Origin of the sequence: Halorubrum sp. SD690R (genome assembly GCF_005435035.1) — an archaeon.
In the GTDB taxonomy this organism is placed as follows: Archaea; Halobacteriota; Halobacteria; order Halobacteriales; family Haloferacaceae; genus Halorubrum; species Halorubrum ezzemoulense.
Window position 1 is genome coordinate 1 of the sequence record NZ_SGTV01000162.1, and the last position, 253, is coordinate 253.

Annotated in this window: 1 pseudogene; it reads right to left on the reverse strand. The window is 56.1% G+C overall.

Annotated elements, in window-relative coordinates:
• Nucleotides 1-130 precede the first annotated feature (130 nt).
• A pseudogene (locus tag EXE41_RS18890) lies at nt 131-253 on the reverse strand (IS630 family transposase); the annotation flags it as partial.

Sequence of the window (253 nt, forward strand, 5' to 3'; positions counted from 1 at the left end):
GCCATCGCGTGGTTTGGTGTGGCAGAGTTCGCCAGCATCAGCGTGTGGACAGCCGTGGTAGTGGATATCGACGAAGTCGAGGCAGATGATCCTCGGGCCGGGGCCGAGGATCATCGCCGCCTGTTGATACTCACGGACATAAATACGTAAACACATCTGGGATTTCGACCCGGTCGAGTGCAGAGAGAGCAGCCTCACGGAGATCGTCGAGTGTGTCAAACAGGCGGTTCCCAAGTTCTTGATCAAGTTGTCT